The 16,995-nt window shown below is 69.2% G+C and carries 16 protein-coding genes and 1 riboswitch; of the genes, 8 read left to right on the top strand and 8 right to left on the bottom strand.

Annotated features, from left to right (window positions below):
* Positions 1 to 93 precede the first annotated feature (93 nt).
* The gene (locus tag AC6CR5_RS25615) at positions 94 to 1,398 is read right to left on the bottom strand and encodes a fimbrial protein (protein ID WP_238920214.1); all 1,305 of its coding nucleotides are present in this window, start codon (positions 1,396 to 1,398) and stop codon (positions 94 to 96) included.
* Positions 1,399 to 1,620: 222 nt separating this feature from the next.
* On the opposite strand from AC6CR5_RS25615, the gene AC6CR5_RS25620 reads away from it, so the two are divergent.
* The 5 genes from AC6CR5_RS25620 to AC6CR5_RS25640 all read left to right on the top strand — a co-directional run bounded on the left by AC6CR5_RS25620 (position 1,621) and on the right by AC6CR5_RS25640 (position 7,138).
* Positions 1,621 to 2,322, top strand: a complete 702-nt coding sequence (locus AC6CR5_RS25620) for a response regulator (protein WP_006388986.1) — start codon at positions 1,621 to 1,623, stop codon at positions 2,320 to 2,322.
* Complete coding sequence (risK, locus tag AC6CR5_RS25625; RefSeq protein WP_058665154.1) at positions 2,322 to 3,869, top strand: sensor histidine kinase RisK; 1,548 nt, start codon at positions 2,322 to 2,324, stop codon at positions 3,867 to 3,869. Before AC6CR5_RS25620 ends, risK begins: the two co-directional genes overlap by 1 nt.
* Positions 3,870 to 3,970: 101 nt before the next feature.
* On the top strand, positions 3,971 to 5,044 hold the full coding sequence (ruvB, locus tag AC6CR5_RS25630) for a Holliday junction branch migration DNA helicase RuvB (RefSeq protein WP_026382640.1): 1,074 nt from the start codon (positions 3,971 to 3,973) through the stop codon (positions 5,042 to 5,044).
* A gap of 94 nt (positions 5,045 to 5,138) precedes the next feature.
* Positions 5,139 to 6,104 (top strand): threo-3-hydroxy-L-aspartate ammonia-lyase, encoded by a 966-nt coding sequence (locus tag AC6CR5_RS25635; RefSeq protein ID WP_024067862.1) that lies wholly within the window; start codon positions 5,139 to 5,141, stop codon positions 6,102 to 6,104.
* A gap of 113 nt (positions 6,105 to 6,217) precedes the next feature.
* The gene (locus AC6CR5_RS25640) at positions 6,218 to 7,138 is read left to right on the top strand and encodes a complex I NDUFA9 subunit family protein (protein ID WP_024067863.1); all 921 of its coding nucleotides are present in this window, start codon (positions 6,218 to 6,220) and stop codon (positions 7,136 to 7,138) included.
* Positions 7,139 to 7,247: 109 nt separating this feature from the next.
* On the opposite strand, the gene ruvA is transcribed toward AC6CR5_RS25640, so the two are convergent.
* From ruvA to AC6CR5_RS25670, 6 genes are all read right to left on the bottom strand, one after another.
* Positions 7,248 to 7,820 carry a Holliday junction branch migration protein RuvA gene (ruvA, locus tag AC6CR5_RS25645; protein ID WP_006388992.1) on the bottom strand — a complete coding sequence of 191 codons (573 nt, stop codon included), beginning with the start codon at positions 7,818 to 7,820 and terminating at the stop codon, positions 7,248 to 7,250.
* Between the two features lie 99 nt (positions 7,821 to 7,919).
* On the bottom strand, positions 7,920 to 8,468 hold the full coding sequence (gene ruvC, locus AC6CR5_RS25650) for a crossover junction endodeoxyribonuclease RuvC (protein ID WP_006388993.1): 549 nt from the start codon (positions 8,466 to 8,468) through the stop codon (positions 7,920 to 7,922).
* A complete protein-coding gene (gene purH / locus AC6CR5_RS25655) occupies positions 8,468 to 10,057 on the bottom strand; it encodes a bifunctional phosphoribosylaminoimidazolecarboxamide formyltransferase/IMP cyclohydrolase (protein WP_049057796.1) in 1,590 nt (529 codons plus the stop codon). Before purH ends, ruvC begins: the two co-directional genes overlap by 1 nt.
* Before the next feature lie 103 nt (positions 10,058 to 10,160).
* Entirely contained in the window at positions 10,161 to 10,400 is a 240-nt protein-coding gene (locus AC6CR5_RS25660) for a helix-turn-helix domain-containing protein (RefSeq protein ID WP_006217670.1), read from the bottom strand.
* 36 nt (positions 10,401 to 10,436) lie between these two features.
* Complete coding sequence (gene dusB, locus AC6CR5_RS25665) at positions 10,437 to 11,462, bottom strand: tRNA dihydrouridine synthase DusB (RefSeq protein WP_035199573.1); 1,026 nt, start codon at positions 11,460 to 11,462, stop codon at positions 10,437 to 10,439.
* 83 nt (positions 11,463 to 11,545) lie between these two features.
* A complete protein-coding gene (locus AC6CR5_RS25670) occupies positions 11,546 to 12,715 on the bottom strand; it encodes a UbiH/UbiF/VisC/COQ6 family ubiquinone biosynthesis hydroxylase (protein ID WP_054516682.1) in 1,170 nt (389 codons plus the stop codon).
* Positions 12,716 to 12,795: 80 nt separating this feature from the next.
* On the opposite strand from AC6CR5_RS25670, the gene AC6CR5_RS25675 reads away from it, so the two are divergent.
* Positions 12,796 to 13,260, top strand: coding sequence for a TM2 domain-containing protein (locus AC6CR5_RS25675; RefSeq protein ID WP_006384591.1), 465 nt, complete (start codon positions 12,796 to 12,798; stop codon positions 13,258 to 13,260).
* 82 nt (positions 13,261 to 13,342) lie between these two features.
* Here the strand turns inward: AC6CR5_RS25675 and AC6CR5_RS25680 are convergent, their stop codons facing one another.
* A complete protein-coding gene (locus tag AC6CR5_RS25680) occupies positions 13,343 to 14,686 on the bottom strand; it encodes an aminopeptidase P N-terminal domain-containing protein (RefSeq protein WP_020924982.1) in 1,344 nt (447 codons plus the stop codon).
* A gap of 134 nt (positions 14,687 to 14,820) precedes the next feature.
* A riboswitch (yybP-ykoY riboswitch) is annotated at positions 14,821 to 14,983 on the top strand.
* Between the two features lie 78 nt (positions 14,984 to 15,061).
* Here AC6CR5_RS25680 and AC6CR5_RS25685 point away from each other — a divergent pair.
* Both AC6CR5_RS25685 and AC6CR5_RS25690 read left to right on the top strand, forming a co-directional pair.
* Complete coding sequence (locus AC6CR5_RS25685) at positions 15,062 to 16,066, top strand: sodium:calcium antiporter (protein WP_006388998.1); 1,005 nt, start codon at positions 15,062 to 15,064, stop codon at positions 16,064 to 16,066.
* A 443-nt stretch (positions 16,067 to 16,509) separates the two neighbouring features.
* Entirely contained in the window at positions 16,510 to 16,842 is a 333-nt protein-coding gene (locus tag AC6CR5_RS25690) for a hypothetical protein (protein ID WP_006388999.1), read from the top strand.
* Positions 16,843 to 16,995 lie beyond the last annotated feature (153 nt).

Consider the following 16,995-nt stretch of genomic DNA (forward strand, 5'->3'; position numbering starts at 1 on the left):
GGGGATAGGCGGTGAGCATCATGGCAGGGATTTTAAGCCGCAAATCGGACCGCCCGGGCGCGGGCGGACATTTCCGTCCGCGGGCGGGCCGGCTCACCAGCTCAGCCAGGTGCCGCGCATGAAGGTGTCGACCGGCATGCTGAGATTGGCGCGCCATTCGTAATTGCCGGAGATGATGTCGCGGTCGGCTCCCACCGCCAGCTTGACCTTGGGCGCCACGAACATGCTGTGCGACAGGCCGAGCCGCTGCTCGGCCAGCGCCGATCCTTCATGCAGGCCGGAATAGGTGCCGCTGAGCGTGCCCCAGCCGGTGATCGGTACGCCGGCGGTCAGGGTGTTGCGGGTCTGCGGTGCGGCGGCCACGCCACCGGAATAGGTGGACAGGTCGCCGAAGCCGGCGCCGATCTGTTCGTTGGTGTAGCCCAGGTTGACCGCGTCGGCCACGTCCACGCTGTAGCCGAAGCGGTAGCGCCAGGCGCTGGCCGCATCGAACGAGCTCTGGGTGGCTCCCGCCTGGAAAGTGCCGTACTCGCCCGCGGTGTAGGTGGTGCCCATGCCCCGGGTGGTCAGGGAGGGCGCGCTCTGCATCTGGCCCTCCAGCGTCAGCACCGGCGTCAGCCCGTAGCGCACGGTGCTGTTGCCGACCGAGGCGCCGTAGTCGACCGCGCCGGAAGTGGCGGACGGGTCCATGCGGTTGAGTCGTCCGAGCGACGACGAATAGCCAAAAGTGCCTTCCGCCAGCGGCGCCGTGGTGCTCTGCAGGTTGGATATCTGCAACCCGCCCACCGGCGCGCTGCTGCCCCAGGTGGGGGCATTGGCGCTGATGTTGCCCACCGCGAACGACGGACCGCCGGTATTGCGGTAGATCCAGTTGCGGTCGCCGCCATAGCGCAGGCCGTCCTGGCCGCTGACCGAGGCGAACCAGGGGCGGCTTGGCCGCGACACGCCGGAGATCACCACCACCGGCACTCTTGGTATGTCCCCGCTTTCCAGGTCAAACGAGTAGCTGGGGGCGTCGGTCGACGCCGTGGCGGCCTGGGTGTCGTCGCAAGCCAGCGGGCCCGTGGCGGCGTCTCCGGACAGGGTCGAACCCGTCCCCGGTATGGCTTCGGCGCCGCCTCCGGCCACGCTGGTGTCCATGGCCGGTTCGCTGGTCTGCAGGTCGCAGGGCGTCGGATCCAGCGGCACCGCCCGTGACGCCATCGACGGCGCCGGCCGCACCGGTATCGGCTGCACCGGCGCCAGCACGCCGATACCGCGCGCGACGTAGGCCGGAGCCGACGGGGAGGAAGAGGGCGCAGCGGGCGTGCCGCCAAACGCCGGCATCAACGGGCAGGCCAGGCCAGCCGTCAACGCCGAGTGCAGCAGCCGCTTGCGCCAGGATGCAGGGGCGACCATAACCGACAGTGTAAAAAGGGGGCGTTGCCCCTGCTGTAAACGATTTTTAGCAAACCGCACCAGCGTATGCGGGGCAATGGCGATATTTTAGGGCCAGTCCTGTCCGGCGGGTGACGCTGGCGCCAACGGGCCGGCATCGCCGGCAAACATCGTGCAACAGGTATATTTCAGATGATTTCCCGGCTCTTGCCGCCGCGGGCGGACGGCTCCACTATGGCATCCATGGACAATCACCACACCAAGCTGCTGGTCGTCGACGACGATCCGGCCTTGCGCCAGTTGCTGGCCGACTACCTGAACCGTCACGGCTATGACACGCTGCTGGCGCCCGACGCCAGCGACCTGCCGTCGCGCATCACCCGCTACGCGCCCGACCTGCTGGTGCTGGACCGCATGCTGCCGGGCGGGGACGGCGCCGATGCCTGTCGCCGCCTGCGCGAGCAGGGCGAGGACATCCCCGTCATCCTGCTGACCGCCCGCGACGAGGCCGTCGACCGCATCATCGGCCTGGAGGCCGGCGCCGACGACTACGTCGGCAAGCCCTTCGATCCCCGCGAGCTGCTGGCCCGCATCGAAGCCGTGCTGCGCCGCAAGCGCGGCCCCTCGGCCCTCACCAAGGACGCGCCGGTCGCGTTCGGCCCGTTCCTCTTCGACCCCTCCACCCGCCAGTTGTCGCGCGACGGCACGGTGGTCAAGCTCACGGGCGGCGAAATCAACCTGCTCGAAGCGCTGGTGCGCAACGCCGGCAAGCCGCTGTCGCGTGAACGCCTGCTGGCGCTGGCGCGCGACGATGACGCCGGCGAACGCAACGATCGCGCCATCGACATCGCCATTCTGCGCCTGCGCCGCGTCATCGAGGACGATCCCAAGCAACCCCGCTGGATCCAGACCGTCTGGGGCATCGGCTACCGGTTCTCGCCCTGATGCGCTTCTCCGCCAGTTCCCTGGTGCCGCGCTCGCTGCGGGCGCGGCTGATCCTGCTGATCCTCGGGTCGGTGCTGCTGACGCAGGCGGCCACGCTGGTCACGGTTTCGTACTTCCGCCACAAGTTCATGGAAGACGTGGCCATCGGCTACATCACCACCACCATCCGCACCCTGCGCGCCGCCGTGTCGCAGGTTCCCGCCGAAGACCGCGCCGATTTCGTGCGCGCGGCCTCGCAGAACCAATGGCGCCTGTGGTCGCGGGTGTTGCCGGCCGAAGCCAAGCTGCAGCGTTTCAACGGCCGCCGCCCGCCGCCGCGCGGCGCGCAACGGCCACCGCCGCCGCCGCCACCGCCGAGCGCGCAGATCCAGGGCCCGCCACTGCCGCCGGAGATGCGCGACGAACACGAAGTCGAACAGGAGCGGGCCGAGCGCGAACGCCAGCGCGAGCATGAAGAACACATGCGCCGCTACAAGCCCGAACCCGACGATATCCGGCGCGATCTGAGAGGGCTGGTGCAGCAGCTGAACGAACGCCTGAACGACGGCACCCGGGTGGCGCTGTCGCGCGGCCCCACGCCCGAGATCTTCATCTCGCTGGCGCCCAATCCGGCCAGCGAGGACGCGCCGCGCCTGCGCGAATGGCTGGTGATTCCGCTGGACCGCCTCGACCCGCCCGTGGCCACGCCGCTGATCGCCGCCTGGCTGGGCGGGCTGGGGCTGCTGCTGTTGCTGGCGGTGGGGTTCTCCTGGCACATCACGCGTCCCATCACCCGCCTGGCCGACGCCGCCGACCGCCTGGCCGCCGGCCAGCCGCAACGGGTCGAACCTTCAGGCCCGCACGAAACCCGTGTGCTGGGCGAGCGCTTCAACGCCATGCTGGATGCGCTGGCCGAATCCGACTCGGTGCGCCGCACGCTGCTGTCGGGCCTGCCGCACGACCTGAAGGGGCCGCTATCGCGCATGTGGCTGCGCATTGAGCTGGCCGACGATTCGGCCCTGAAGGAGGGCCTGCGCACCGACCTGCAGGACATGCAGCACATGGTCGACCAGTTCATCGGCTTCGTGCGCGGCACCGATCCCGCGGCCTACCGCTACGCGTCGATGGTGCTGCCCGATTGGCTCACCGAGCGCGTCAACGCCTGGCGCGGCGCGGGCACCGACATCCACCTCAAGACGGCCGACAGCGACGACGCCCTGGTGGTGCAGGGCGATGCCGTCGCGCTGGGCCGCCTGCTCGACAACCTGATCGGCAATGCCCTCAACCACGGCGCGCCGCCGGTTGACGTCAGCCTGCGGCGCGAAGGCCGCCAGGCGGTGCTGGACGTGGCGGACCACGGCCCCGGCATCGTGCCGGAACGCCGCCAGGAAGCGCTGCGTCCGTTCAGCCGCCTGGACGATGCCCGGACCCGTACCGGCAGCGTCGGCCTGGGGCTGGCGCTGGCCGAAGCCATCGCCCGCGCCCATGGCGGCTCGCTGGAATTGTTGCAGGCCGAGTCCGGTGGCCTGTGCGTGCGGGTCAAGCTGCCGGTGGCGGAAGGCGCCTGACCCCGCCCCCGCCAGGGCGTGGCGGGGCGGAATCCAGTCCCGGGGGCGGTGGTTACGGTACGATGCAGCATCCCGCTCAGTATCCAGTCGTTTTCCGCACCATGGCCATCCAGTCCGATTCGCTTTCCTCCCGTCCCGACGCGCCTCGCATCGTGGCGCCCCAGCCGGCGTCGCCCAACGAGGAGTCGATCGAACGCGCCCTGCGCCCCAAGGCGCTGGAGGAATATGTCGGCCAGCAGCGCGCCCGTGAACAACTCGAGATCTTCATCGCCGCGGCCCGCAAGCGCGGCGAAGCGCTCGACCACGTGCTGCTGTTCGGTCCGCCCGGATTGGGCAAGACCACCCTGGCCCACATCATCGCCCACGAAATGGGCGTGCAATTGCGCCAGACGTCCGGCCCCGTCCTGGAACGCCCTGGCGATCTGGCGGCGCTGCTGACCAACCTGGAAAAGAACGACGTCCTGTTCATCGACGAAATCCACCGCCTGTCGCCCGTGGTCGAGGAAATCCTCTACCCGGCGCTGGAGGATTTCCAGATCGACATCCTGATCGGCGAAGGTCCGGCCGCGCGCAGCGTCAAGCTCGACCTGCAACCGTTCACGCTGGTCGGCGCCACCACCCGCGCCGGCATGCTGACCAACCCGCTGCGCGACCGCTTCGGCATCGTGTCGCGGCTGGAGTTCTACAACGCCGACGACCTCGGCCGCATCGTCACCCGCAGCGCCGGCCTGCTCAATGCGGTCATCACGCCGGATGGCGCCGCCGAAGTGGCGCGCCGCGCCCGCGGCACGCCGCGTATCGCCAACCGCCTGCTGCGGCGCGTGCGCGATTACGCCGAGGTCAAGGCCGGCGGCACCATCGACGCCGATGTCGCCGGCCGCGCGCTGGCCATGCTGGAAGTCGATCCGCAAGGCCTGGACCTGATGGACCGCAAGCTGCTCGAGGCCATCATCCACAAGTTCGACGGCGGGCCGGTCGGCGTCGACAGCCTGGCCGCGGCCATTGGCGAAGAGCGCGACACCATCGAGGACGTGATCGAGCCCTACCTGATCCAGCACGGCTACCTGCAGCGCACGCCGCGTGGCCGCACGGCCACCCTGACCACCTGGCGCCACCTGGGCCTGACGCCGCCCGCCGGCGCCGCCAGCACCAGCGGCGAGCTGTTCGGCAAGTAAACCGTCCGGGCGTGGCGGCGGCGGGAACGCCGCCACGGGTTTATGATCCGGAGGTTTCGCTTCCGACTCTTTCCGCGTTCAAAGGACTGTTTCCATGTTGCCCGAACTGCCCACTTTCGACGACGTCGCGCGCGCCAGCGAGCGCCTGGCCGGCCACGCGCACCGCACGCCGGTGCTGACCTCGACCACGGCCGACGCCATCGCCGGCGCCTCGCTGTTCTTCAAGTGCGAGAACTTCCAGCGCATGGGGGCGTTCAAGTTCCGCGGCGGCTTCAACGCCATCGCGCGCCTGACGCCCGAGCAGCGCGCCGCCGGCGTGGTCACGTTCTCGTCGGGCAACCACGCGCAGGCGATCGCGCTGGCCTCCAAGCTGCAGGGCGTGAAGGCCACCATCATCATGCCGCTGGACGCGCCGGCGGCCAAGCGCGCCGCCACCGAAGGCTATGGCGGCCAGATCGTCACCTACGACCGCTACACCGAAGATCGCGAAGAGATCGCGCGCCGCATCCAGGCCGAGACCGGCGCCACGCTGATCCCGCCCTACGACCACGAGGACGTGATCGCGGGGCAGGGCACCGCGGCCAAGGAACTGTTCGAGGACGTCGGCGAACTGGATTACCTGTTCGTGTGCCTGGGCGGCGGCGGCCTGCTGTCGGGGTCGGCGCTGTCGGCGTACGCGCTCAGCCCGCGCTGCCTGGTCTACGGCGTCGAGCCCGAGGCCGGCAACGACGGCCAGCAATCGCTGCGCAAGGGCGAAGTCGTCCGCATCCCCGCGCCCAAGACCCTGGCCGACGGCGCCGCCACCACCCACCTGGGCCACCTGACCTTCCCGCTCATCCAGAAGCACGTGCGCGACATCGTCACGGTGACGGATGACCAGCTGGTCTCGACCATGAAGTTCTTCGCCGAGCGCATGAAGATGGTGGTGGAACCGACCGGCTGCCTGTCGTCCGCGGCCGTGCTGCAGGGCGTGGTGCCGGTGCGCGGCGCGCGCGTGGGCGTGATCATCAGCGGCGGCAACGTCGACCTTCCGGCCTACGGCAAGTTGCTGGCAAGCTGAGGGTCGGCGCCGGGCGTCGGCGGGATATCGTCCGGCGCTTTGGCCGCGCGCTTGCGGATGCGGCCCGTGCAGGGCAGAATCGGGCCTGAATCCTGAAGAACAGGGGCTGCTCCATGCGTATCCTTGTCATCGGCGGCACTGGCTTCATCGGCCGTCATCTCGTCGCCCGGCTTTCGGGTGGACAGCACCAGATCCTGGTGCCCACCCGCCGCTACGGCCAGGGACGAGAACTCCAGATCCTGCCCACCGTCACCCTGCTCGCCAGCGACGTGCACGACGACGACGCGCTCGACCGCCTGGCGCGCGACTGCGACGTGGTCGTCAATCTCGTCGGCATCCTGCACGGCAATGCGGGCCGCCCCTATGGCTCCGATTTCGCGCAGGCGCACGTGCACCTGCCGCAACGCATCGCCCGGGCCTGCCGCCGCCAGGGCGTGCGCCGGCTGCTGCATGTCAGCGCGCTGGGGGCGGATTCCAATGGCGGCAGCATGTACCAGCGTTCCAAGGGCGATGGCGAGGCCGCCATCCGGCAGGAGCTGGCCGATTGGCGCGAAGGGGGGTGGACGATGTTCCGCCCCTCGGTGGTGTTCGGGCCGGACGACAATTTCACCAACATGTTCGCGCGCCTGGCGCGCTGGCTGCCGGTGCTGCCGCTGGCCGGCGCGCACGCGCGCATGCAGCCGGTGTACGTGGGCGACGTGGTGTCGGCGATGCTGTCGGCGTTGGCCAACACGCATGCCTGCGGCAAGACCTACGAGCTGGGCGGACCGCAGGTCTACACCCTGGGCGAGATCGCGCGCCTGTGCGCGGGCTGGAGCGGCCATCCGCGTCCGGTGATGAGCGTGCCGATGGGCGTGGGCCGGATGCAGGCGTTGCTGTTCGAATGCTTGCCGGGGCGGCCGCTGATGTCGCGCGACAACCTCGATTCCCTGCGCAGCGACAACATCTGCGGGGCGCCGATGGCCCCCGAACTGAATGTGGTGCCGACCGGCCTGGAGGCGGTGGCGCCCGGCTACCTGGCGCCGGCGCGCTAGTGCGCGAAGCCTGCGTCGACAGGGGCAGCCCTGGGGCGTATCGCGCCTGTTGCCGCGACCAGCCCTGGTCGCAATGATCTTCGGCCGGCGCGGCCCAGGTGGCGCCCCTTCAGCGCACCAGGGCTTTCAATGCCTGCTTGATGCCGTCGGAGACGCCCACTCCCTCGGGCAACGTCTTCAGGGCCGACAGCGATTCCTTCTCGGAGTATCCCAGCGCCAGCAACGCGTTCAGGATGTCGGACTGGTTGTCGTGCACCGCGTGCGCGGTGGCGCCGATGTCCGCGCCCAGCTTGCCGCGCATTTCCAGCAGCAGGCGTTCGGCGGTTTTCTTGCCGATGCCGGGCACCCGCGTCAGACGGCCTGATTCCTGCAGCGTGATGGCCTGCGCCAGGTCGGCCACCGACAGGCCCGACAGCACCGACAGGGCGGTGCGCGCGCCGATGCCGCTGACCTTGATCAGTTCGCGGAAGGCGCTGCGTTCGCCGGCGGTGGCGAAACCGTAGAGGATGTGGGCGTCTTCGCGCACGGTCAGGTGCGTGTACAGCGTGACGCGGGCGCCGGTTTCCGGCAGCGAGTACAGCGTGCTCATGGGCACGTCGATGTCATAGCCCAGACCGTTGACGTCCACGCAGACGGTGGGCGGCAGTTTCTCGATCAGGGTTCCGGTGATGCGTCCGATCATGGTGGCAGTGGCCTGGCAGAAGAAGAGGCCGCGTCAGTCGCGGCGAATGCGGGGATTCTATACGGGTCCGCGCGCCGCGTGGCGCGGGCCGCGGCGTTTTCAGCCCAGCAGGCGGCCGTTGCGGATGCGGGTCTTGCCGCTCAGGCTCAGGCGCGTGCCCAATTCCGTCAGCCGATCCTGCAAGGGCCCGACGTGGGCGTGGCAGATGGCGCAGGCCAGCGCGTCGGCCGAGTCGGGCGCGGGGGTGCCGTCCAGCGCCAGGAGGTGCTGCACCATCATCTGGACCTGTTCCTTGGCCGCGCGGCCGGTGCCCACCACCGCTTTCTTGATCTGCAGCGCGGTGTACTCGTGCACCGCCAGCGAACTGTCGGCCAGCGCGCACAGCGCCGCGCCGCGGGCCTGGCCCAGCAGCAGGGTCGAGGCCGGATTGGTGTTCAGGAAGACGATTTCCAGCGCGGCCACGTCGGGTTGCGTGTCGCGCGCCACCTGGCGCAGGTTGTCCAGGATGACCTTGAGGCGTTCGGATAGCGTCAGAGCCGGCGGCACCACGATGGTGCCGCTGGCGACATAACGCAGGCGCGGGCCGTCGGCATCGATCACACCGAAGCCGGTGCGGCGCAGGCCGGGATCGATGCCGAGGACGCGCATCAGTGGCGGAAGTGGCGGGTGCCGGTCAGCACCATGGCGATGCCATGCTCGTCGGCCGCGGCGATGACTTCGTCATCGCGCACGCTGCCGCCAGGCTGGATCACGCAGGTCGCGCCCGCGGCCACCACCACGTCCAGGCCGTCGCGGAACGGGAAGAAGGCATCCGACGCCACCGCCGAGCCCTTCAGCGTCAGGCCGGCGTTCTCGGCCTTGATCGAGGCGATGCGGGCCGAGTCGATGCGGCTCATCTGGCCGGCGCCGACGCCCAGCGTCATGCCGCCGCCGACGAACACGATGGCGTTGGACTTGACGTACTTGGCGACCTTCCAGGCGAACGCCAGGTCGTTCATTTCCTGCTCGGTGGGCTGGCGCTTGGTGACGACCTTCAGGGCGTCGCGCGGCACGTTGTAGGCATCCGGGCTCTGCACCAGCCAGCCGCCGCCGACGCGCTTGACGTCGAAGGCGTTCTGGCCCGTGCCCATCGGCACTTCCAGCACGCGCACGTTCTTCTTGGCGGCCAGGATGGCCAGCGCGGCGCCGTCATAGGCCGGCGCCAGCAGCACTTCCAGGAACTGGGCGCTGACGGCTTCGGCGGTGGCGGCGTCGACCGGGCGGTTGAAGGCGATGATGCCGCCAAAGGCCGAGGTCGGGTCGGTCTTGAAGGCCTGCTGGTAGGCGCCCAGCGTGTCGGCCGCCACGGCCACGCCGCAGGGATTGGCGTGCTTGACGATGACGCAGGCGGGCGCCTCGAAGCTGCGCGCGCATTCCCAGGCGGCATCGGCGTCGGCGATGTTGTTGTACGACAGTTCCTTGCCCTGCAGCTGGCGGTAGTTGCCCAGCAGGCCGGCCGGACGCTGCGCGTCGACGTAGAACGCGGCGGTCTGGTGCGGGTTCTCGCCGTAGCGCAGGGCCTGTTCCTGTCTGACCTGCAGGGTCAGGGTGCCGGGCCATTCCTGGCGGGCCGGCACGGCGTCCTGCGCCGGTTCGGCTTCGGTCAGGCTGGTCAGGTAGGCGGCGATGGCGCCGTCGTAGGCCGCGGTGTGGGCGTAGACCTTGGCGGCCAGCGCCAGGCGCAGGCCGTAGGAAGTGGCGCCGCCCTGGTCCATTTCGGACAGCACGCGCGAGTAGTCGACCGGGTCGATCACCACGGTCACGCCACCGGCTTCGGTGCCGTGGTTCTTGGCGGCGGCGCGCAGCATGGCCGGGCCGCCGATGTCGATGTTCTCGACCGCGTCGGCGAAGGTGCAATCCGGCTTGGCCACGGTTTCGCGGAACGGGTACAGGTTGACCACCAGCATGTCGATGCGATCGATACCGGCCGCCTTGATGGTGTCCATGTGCTCGGCGCTGTCGCGACGGGCCAGCAGGCCGCCGTGGATCTTGGGGTGCAGCGTCTTGACGCGGCCGTCCAGGATCTCGGGCGAGCCGGTGTGGGCGGCCACTTCGGTGACGGTCAGGCCGGATTCGGCCAGCAGCTTGGCGGTGCCGCCGGTCGACAGCAGGCGCACGCCGCGCGCGGCCAGGGCGCGGGCAAATTCAACGATGCCGGTCTTGTCGGACACCGAAAGCAGGGCGGTTTCGATTTTCATGGTGAGGGACGGGAGTGGGGCGCGTGCGCCTGTCTCGCTTCAGGTCGGGATGGGAAATCTGTCATGCGGGGCGCGCCAGCCGGCCCGCCCGCGCGGCAATGCGCTATACCTGGATGTTGTGGGCCAGCAGTTTCTTGCGCAGGGTGTTGCGCGTGATGCCCAGCATTTCGGATGCCCGCGACTGGTTGCCGCCGGACCGTTCCAACGCCACTTCGAGGACCGGGCGCTCCACGCAGCGCATCACCATATCCCACATGTCGTGGGGCTCGGATTCGCCCAAGTCTTCGAAATAGCGCTCCAGGCTGGCGCGCACGCATTCTTCCAGGACATCTTTCTTGCTCATCGGAGTACAGATATTTTTATGTTGGTGTTGAGGCGGTCATGCCGCCAGCAGGGCTTTCGCGACAGGCGCCGGGTTGGGGTTGCCGTCGCGGGAAAGATTGAGGAACCAATCCGACACCGCCCGCCACTGGTCGCGGGTGTTGTCGATCAGGTTCATGCGGTCGCGGAACGAGTCCGCGTCCGGCAGGCCGTCCAGATACCACCCTATGTGCTTGCGCGCCGTGCGTACGCCGGTGTGTTCGCCATAGAAGCGGTAGTGGTCGTCGAGATGTTCGAGCAGCAGTTCGCGCATTTCCCCATAGCCGGGAGGGGCCAGTGTTTCGCCCGTGCGCAGGTAGTGGTCGACTTCGCGGAAAATCCAGGGACGGCCCTGGGCCGCCCGGCCGATCATGACCGCATCGGCGCCAGTGTAATCCAGGACGCGTTTGGCTTTTTCGGGGGAGTCGATATCGCCATTGGCGATCAGCGGGATTTTCAGCTCGGCGCGGACGGCGCGGATAGTGTCATATTCCGCCTCGCCCGTATAGAGGTCGGCGCGGGTGCGCCCGTGCAGCGTCAGGGCGGCGATGCCGGCATTTTCGGCCAGCCTGGCCACCCGCAGCGCGTTGCGGCTGTCGCGGTCCCAGCCGGTGCGGGTCTTGAGGGTCACGGGGACCCCCAGCGGCGCGCAGGCCTCGACCACGGCGTCCAGGATGCGGGCGATCAGGTCTTCGTGGCGCAGCAGGGCCGAACCCGAGGCCACATTGCAGACCTTCTTCACGGGGCAGCCCATGTTGATGTCGATGATGCGCGCGCCCTTGTTGGCATTGAACACGGCCGCTTCGGCCATCATGGCCGGGTCGGCGCCGGCGATCTGCACTGAAATGGGCGCGATCTCGCCGTCGTGGTTCAGGCGACGCGAGGTCTTGACGCTGTCCCACAGCTTGGGGTTGCTGGCGGCCATTTCCGACACGGCGTAACCGGCCCCCAATTTCTTGCAGAGCTGTCGGAAAGGACGATCCGTCACGCCCGCCATGGGCGCGACCAGAACGTTGTTGGGAAGAGTCCACGGGCCGATGCGCATGGTCACATTTTAACCGGCTCGATCGAACCCCCATTTTTTGCTCCGCAACCACTTGGTAACAGGCGGGCAAAAAAAGGGCGAGATCAGGCCCGGAAACCCTGCAGCAGATGGCGCGCCAGCGGCGCGCGCAGGGGCGCGGCCAAGTCCAGGCCCAGCAATGCCAGGCCACAGGCGTGTTCGACCGGCGCCAGGCCGGTGGCGAAGATGCGCGGCATCAGGTCGGTGACCCCGGCGGTGATGACCCGGTCGACCTGGCGCGCGCGGGCGAAGTCGTGCAGCGCGGGGTGGGGGGTGGCGTTTGGCTGGGCCAGCCAGCCGCCCAGGGACTGGGCCAGCCTGGCGGCGTCCCGCAGCCCCAGGTTGAGCCCCTGTCCCGCCACGGGGTGCAGGGTCTGCGCCGCATTGCCGATCACGGCCACGCGGCCCTGCACCAGGGCGCGGCGCGCGCTCAGCGCCAGCGGGAAGACATGGCGCGGCGCCTGGCAGCTCAGACGACCCAGGCGGTCGCCAAAGGCCGTGCTCAGCGCCTGCGAGAAGGCGGTGTTGTCCAGCGCCGCCAGCTCGGCCGCGCGCTCGGGCGCGCTGCACCAGACCACCGAATAGGCGTCCGGCGTCTGCGGGTGCGGCAGCAACGCCAGCGGTCCTTCGGTGGTGAAGCGCTCCCAGGCCCAGCCGCGGCGCGGCAGGCTGGCGTGGGCGGTGGTCAGCAGGGCGTGCTGGCCGTATTCGCGGCGCACGTCGCTGCCCCCGGCGCCGTCGGACTGCACGGCGATGCGGCAGCTCAGCGCGGCATCGCCCTGGCTGATGCGCACGCCGTCGGCATCCTGGCCGTCCACCACGGCCGGCGGCCCGGACAGCAGCGTGACGCCGCTGGCGGCCACGCATTCTTCGAGGCGGGCGTGCAGCGCCGAGTAGGCGACCACGCAGCCCAGCTGCGGCACGTCGAAATCGGTATTGCGGATCACGCTGCGGCCGAGCCGGCCGCGCTGCGAGACGTGGATGTTGAGGATGTCCGCCGCCTTGGCGGGCCAGGCGTGCAGCGATTCCAGCAGCACGCGGCTGCCGTGGTTCATGGCCAGCACGCGCGGATCGGCCGCGGGCACGGCGGCGGCCGGCGTGACGGGCGCCGGCGACGCGCCCTGCAGCAGGGCGATGCGGGACGGGTCCGGCGCCACGCGCGCCAGCATCAACGCCAGGACACGCCCCACGGGGCCGGCGCCGAGAATCGCAATGTCGAAGGCGGAGATAGTCATGCCGGGATTTTACCCGTCCACTACAATCCGGGTCTGCCGGCGCGGCTTGGCGTGCGCGCCCCCTGCACAGGTTGATTGACATGACGCAGCTCCAGGCTTCATCTTCGCTGTCCGCCGCAATCCCGCGCCGTCCGCGCGGCAAGGTCGCCGTCGGCCTGCTGGCCTGCCTGTTCGGCTGGCTCGGGGCGCACTGGTGGTACCTGGGCCGGCGCCATGCCTGGCTGGTGACCGTGCTGGCGCTGCTCAGCCTGTTCTGTGCGTTCCGCTATTTCCCGGTCTGGTACGACAACCCGGCCTTCTTCCTGCTGTTCATTCCCATGATCGACGGTTTCATCGAGAGCGCGGTGTTCTCGCTGATGCCCGACGAGAAGTTCGACCGCCTCTACAACCCCGGGCTGCCGCCATCCCGCAAGACCGGCTGGGGGCCGGTGCTGGTCGCCATCCTGGCCTGCCTGGTCGGCGCCACCGTGTCCATGTTCGCCATCGCGATGGTGGTGGTCTACGTCTGGGTGGCGATGGGCTGGCTGGACGGCCTGACCCTGTAGACACCTGTAGGCAGGTCCCCCGTAATGGGCAGATCCCCCCGGCCCCCCGCGGGCGGGCCTGGCGCGGCGCCCGCCCGCGCCATCATTCGCGCATCAGCGCCTCGATCTCGCCAGCCTGCACCGGCACGCCGCGCGTGATCAGCTCGCAGCCTTCGTCCGTCACCAGCGCGTCGTCCTCGGTGCGGATGCCGATATTCCAGTAGGCCTCGGGCACGTCGTCGGCCGGGCGCACATAGATGCCGGGCTCGATCGTCAGCATCATGCCGGTCTCCAGCGTGCGCCACGGGCGTTCGGCGCCGGGCGCCGCGCCCGGTTGGCGGTAGTCGCCCACGTCGTGCACGTCCAGCCCCAGCCAATGGCCGGTGCGGTGCATGTAGAAGCGGCTGTAGTCGCCCGACTCGATCACCCCGTCCAGCGAACCCTTGAGCAGTTTCAGGTCCAGCATGCCCTGCGCCAGCACGCGGACGGCGGCTTCGTGGCCGTCGTTCCAGCCGCGGCCGGGCGCGGTGGCCTGCGCCGCCGCTTCCTGGGCCGCCACCGTCAGGTCGTACAGGGCGCGCTGCGGGCCGCTGTAGCGGCCGTTGACCGGAAAGGTGCGGGTGATGTCGCTGGCATAGCTGTCGACCTCGCAGCCGGCGTCGATCAGCACCAGGTCGCCGTCGCGCAGCACCGCTTCGCCCGCGGGGTAGTGCAGCACGCAGGCATTGGCGCCGGCCGCCACGATGCTGTTGTAGGCCACCGCCTGGGCGCCATGCCGGCGGAACTCGTACAGCAGTTCCGCTTCCAGTTCGTATTCGCGCATGCCGGCGCGCGTGGCCCGCATGGCGCGCGCATGGGCGCCGGCGGAGATCTTGGCGGCCCGCCGCATCGCGGCGATTTCGCTGGCGTCCTTGACCAGCCGCATCTCGGCCAGGATTGGCCGGATGTCCTGCTGGCGCGCGGGCGGCTGGTGGCCGCCGCGGCTGGCTTCGCGCGCGGCCGCCAGCCAGCGGTGCAGGCGGCCGTCGCCGCGCTTGTCGCCCGCCAGCGGCGCATACAGGGTCGGCTGGTCCTGCAGCAGCTGCGGCACCAGTTCGTCCAGGGCGTCCAGCGCGTGCGCGTCATCGAAGCCGAAATGCTCGGCCGCGGCTTCCGGGCCGAAGCGCCGGCCTTCCCAGATCTCGTGTTCGATGTGGCGCGGGCGGCAGAACAGCAGGGCGCGGTCGGTGGCGCCGGCGATCAGCACCAGCCAGGCCCCGGGCTCGGTGAAGCCGGTCAGGTAGAAAAAGTCGCTGTCGTGCCGGTACGGGTATTCGGCGTCGCGGTTGCGGATCGCTTCGGGCGCGGTGGCCAGGATCGCGATGCCGCCGCCATCGGCGCGCATCCGGTCCATCAAGCGCTGGCGGCGGGCGGCGAAGGGGGCGATATCGGTGGGAGGCAGGCTCATGGGCAAAGGGGCGCAAGGCCCGGCGGGAAGCTGTGGTGCCACTTACTTTACCCGTCGTGCCGCCGATGCGACAGTCCGGCGCCATTCCCGCGCGCGGCGTGCGGATTCACTGGACTGTCACCGGCGGACTGCTACAATCGCGGCTCTGTCATTGGGGAGTAGCCATCCTTTGTCCCCAAAGGAGTTAGCGTCAACAGACTTGGTGGTTCGGTGCCGCACTGCGGTTTCCAGGACTCCATGGCGCTAACGGTCTCCATGCTGCGGTCCGCCCGCGCATGGATCAGCCAGGCGAGACCTTTGGCCGCGTAGCGTTCACCCTGGCCGGGCGAGCCGCTGCGTCGCGCCAATTGGTTTCTGCTCGTCCGGCTCGCCTATATGTTGCTCACCCTGTTCCTGTTTTTCCTGTCCGCGGCAGTGATCTATCTCGCCTGCGAATTCTTCGTCAATGGCGTTGAATGGGTCGGACATCGCTTCCAGCTCGGCGCCACCGCGACCGGCACGGTGCTGGCCGCCTTCGGCACCGCCTTGCCGGAAAGCGCCGTGACCTTCATGGCCGTGGTGTTCGGCGACACGCCCGAACAGAAGGACATCGGCGTCGGCGCGGCCATGGGCGGCCCGCTGGTGCTGGCGACGCTGGCCTATGCCGTGGTCGGCCTGGCCTTGTGGCGCGCGCGCCGCGGCCAGCCCGCGCAAGCCAACTGTATCAACGCGGACCAGCGCCGGCTGGCCCGCGACCAGGCCTGGTTCATGGGCATCTTCGTCTTCAAGGTCGGCCTGGGCCTGCTGGCCTTCGCCTGGAAACCCTGGCTCGGCATCCTGTTCCTGGCCACCTACGGCCTGTACATCAAGCGCGAACTGAGCAACGACGAGGACTGCATCGATTGCGAGGACCTGGAACCGCTCAAGCTGCGCCCGCGCGACGACAATCCGTCGATGTTCTGGGCCGCGACCCAGACGCTGCTGGCCCTGGTCGTGATTGCCGGCGCCTCGCACGTGTTCGTCAACCAGATCGAACTGCTGGGCATCGCCATGGGCGCCTCGCCGCACGTAGCCGCGCTGCTGCTGGCGCCCGTGGCCACCGAACTGCCGGAAATCATGAACGCGCTGATCTGGGTGCGCCAGGGCAAGGAGCGCCTGGCGCTGGCCAACATCTCGGGCGCCATGATGATCCAGGCCACCATTCCCAGCGCGCTCGGCATCTTCCTGACGCCCTGGCTGCTCGATGGCCCGCTGCTGGCCGCCGGCCTGTTCACCATGCTGTCCATCAGCCTGCTGTGGCTGCGTTTCCGTCGCGCCGGCATGAGCGTGCCGGCCTTGTCGGCGGTGGGCGGCTTCTATGCCCTGTTCGCGGCCTATCTGGGCTGGCATTTCTACGCGTGACCGGGCAAGGGCGCGAGGCACCGCGGCCTCGCGCCTTTTTTGCGCGCAAAAGCAATTTTTATGCCGGCAAACCTTGTCCATCAGTGGAAACCCGCGTAAAATTCTGCCCGTTATCCATCCCAGGAGCAGTCTTCGTGAATACCGATTCCGGCGAAAGTAGTCGATCTTGCATCGACGCCGCTGTTTGACAGGTCCACGCAGAACTCCGTCTGCCGCAACCTGTTGAACAGGTTGCGGTTGTATCCCCCGCCCCGGGTCTCGTGCCGGGCAGCAGCGCAAGCCCACGGCTTGCGGGGATTCTTCCCAACATAAACCGCCAGAACCGCCGCTAGTCGCAGCGTCAACGCGCGCGCACGTCTTTCCGTGCCCGTTCGCCTGGCGCCGTGTGCCTCGCGTGCGCGCGTATGCGCGAAAGCCGCTCCCATTACGCAATGGAGGTCGCTATGCGTTTCTTCGACTTGTTCCTGCGCCGCGCCGGCGTCGATCGTGCCACCGCCATGGGCCGCCGCCGCGGCACGTCGCGCCTGACGGTCATCTGCCCGCGCGATGAACTGGGCGCCCTGCGCAAGCAGATCTGCCTGGACTTCAGCGCCGCCGGGCTCGATGTGTCGCAAGTGCAGATCGACCAGGGGCGCGACCCCGGCCTGGCTTCGGCCTGCATCACCGTCAATTGCCCGCCCGAACTGCGTGGCGAACTGATGTCGCAAGCCCGTCGGCTCAGCGCCAACCCCGCCGTGCGCCACGTGCATTTCGGCGCGCAACCGCTGGCGGCCTGAAGCCGCCCGTCACCCCCAGGAGAGACCATGCCCAGTGCCTTAGACCCCGAGCCTCGATTGCGCCACGTGCGCGGCGCCGGCATGCCTGTCTGACCCGTCTTCTCCCTTGCGAGCCGACTGGCCGGATAGTCACCCGGTCTAGTACGGAATCCG

Source organism: Achromobacter sp. EG18, from assembly GCF_059759395.1.

Excerpts from the sequence above, each read along its gene's own strand:
- AC6CR5_RS25615 (WP_238920214.1), bottom strand. The coding sequence starts at position 1,398 with ATGGTCGCCCCTGCATCCTGGCGCAAGCGGCTGCTGCACTCGGCGTTG.
- AC6CR5_RS25620 (WP_006388986.1), top strand. The coding sequence starts at position 1,621 with ATGGACAATCACCACACCAAGCTGCTGGTCGTCGACGACGATCCGGCC.
- risK (WP_058665154.1), top strand. The coding sequence starts at position 2,322 with ATGCGCTTCTCCGCCAGTTCCCTGGTGCCGCGCTCGCTGCGGGCGCGG.
- ruvB (WP_026382640.1), top strand. The coding sequence starts at position 3,971 with ATGGCCATCCAGTCCGATTCGCTTTCCTCCCGTCCCGACGCGCCTCGC.
- AC6CR5_RS25635 (WP_024067862.1), top strand. The coding sequence starts at position 5,139 with ATGTTGCCCGAACTGCCCACTTTCGACGACGTCGCGCGCGCCAGCGAG.
- AC6CR5_RS25640 (WP_024067863.1), top strand. The coding sequence starts at position 6,218 with ATGCGTATCCTTGTCATCGGCGGCACTGGCTTCATCGGCCGTCATCTC.
- ruvA (WP_006388992.1), bottom strand. The coding sequence starts at position 7,820 with ATGATCGGACGCATCACCGGAACCCTGATCGAGAAACTGCCGCCCACC.
- ruvC (WP_006388993.1), bottom strand. The coding sequence starts at position 8,468 with ATGCGCGTCCTCGGCATCGATCCCGGCCTGCGCCGCACCGGCTTCGGT.
- purH (WP_049057796.1), bottom strand. The coding sequence starts at position 10,057 with ATGAAAATCGAAACCGCCCTGCTTTCGGTGTCCGACAAGACCGGCATC.
- AC6CR5_RS25660 (WP_006217670.1), bottom strand. The coding sequence starts at position 10,400 with ATGAGCAAGAAAGATGTCCTGGAAGAATGCGTGCGCGCCAGCCTGGAG.
- dusB (WP_035199573.1), bottom strand. The coding sequence starts at position 11,462 with ATGCGCATCGGCCCGTGGACTCTTCCCAACAACGTTCTGGTCGCGCCC.
- AC6CR5_RS25670 (WP_054516682.1), bottom strand. The coding sequence starts at position 12,715 with ATGACTATCTCCGCCTTCGACATTGCGATTCTCGGCGCCGGCCCCGTG.
- AC6CR5_RS25675 (WP_006384591.1), top strand. The coding sequence starts at position 12,796 with ATGACGCAGCTCCAGGCTTCATCTTCGCTGTCCGCCGCAATCCCGCGC.
- AC6CR5_RS25680 (WP_020924982.1), bottom strand. The coding sequence starts at position 14,686 with ATGAGCCTGCCTCCCACCGATATCGCCCCCTTCGCCGCCCGCCGCCAG.
- AC6CR5_RS25685 (WP_006388998.1), top strand. The coding sequence starts at position 15,062 with ATGTTGCTCACCCTGTTCCTGTTTTTCCTGTCCGCGGCAGTGATCTAT.
- AC6CR5_RS25690 (WP_006388999.1), top strand. The coding sequence starts at position 16,510 with ATGCGTTTCTTCGACTTGTTCCTGCGCCGCGCCGGCGTCGATCGTGCC.